The organism is Vibrio sp. 03_296, assembly GCF_002265885.1.
Genome location: NZ_NPKW01000338.1, coordinates 1 through 728 on the forward strand (window position 1 = coordinate 1; position 728 = coordinate 728).

The window sequence follows — 728 nt, forward strand, 5'->3', positions numbered from 1 at the left end:
GGCTTAAATATGGCAGAAATAAGGCAGATACTTGCTTCTGTATACCCGTGTAATGAATGGAAACTTCTGCGCACGATATAACAAAAAAAATCACGATCGCGACCTACGGTCGCTTCCAAAAAGAAACCCCACTTAAAAAGCGGGGTTCGTCATCAATCTGAAGCGAGCTCTGCTCGCTTTTTTTGTGTCATGAATCTTTCTTTACGTTCAACGCAAAGGCAATCTTGCTAAAAACGCCCTTGGTAGTCAAACTCATATTGCCCCTGACCATTCGGGTTCCCTAGCCAGCTCAGCTGTGATTTCATCGCCGCTGGGAATTCTGCACCTGGTTTAAACCAAGCTGAGGTCGTGTATTGACGATTTGGCGTCACTTGAGCACTGAATTGCGCGCTGACTTGGGCGCTTTGCTGCTCGCCCTTCACCGACAATTGGCTGTTTTCACACGTGAAATCGGAAATCACCGGCCCCAAATCCAATGCGCCGATCGGGKKGCCGACTTTACTGGCACTCCACACTAACGTGCCCGTGCCGCTGGCGCACCAAGGCGCTTGGTAAACCGCGTGACGCACGTTCACTTCCACTTGTCCTTCCACCTGCAGAGGCAAAGGCATGGGCAAACGTGAGGCCACTTTTTCCGCGGGTAACGAAGCGTACAAGATTTTCCACATACGCCCTGCCAAGACCATAGCCGACCAAACCTTTCCCACGCAGATTCAAATCGCTGCCGC

1 pseudogene is annotated in these 728 nt (G+C 51.1%); it reads right to left on the reverse strand.

Annotated elements, in window-relative coordinates:
- Positions 1–227: 227 nt before the first annotated feature.
- A pseudogene (locus CIK04_RS24465) lies at positions 228–728 on the reverse strand (type II secretion system protein N); the annotation flags it as partial.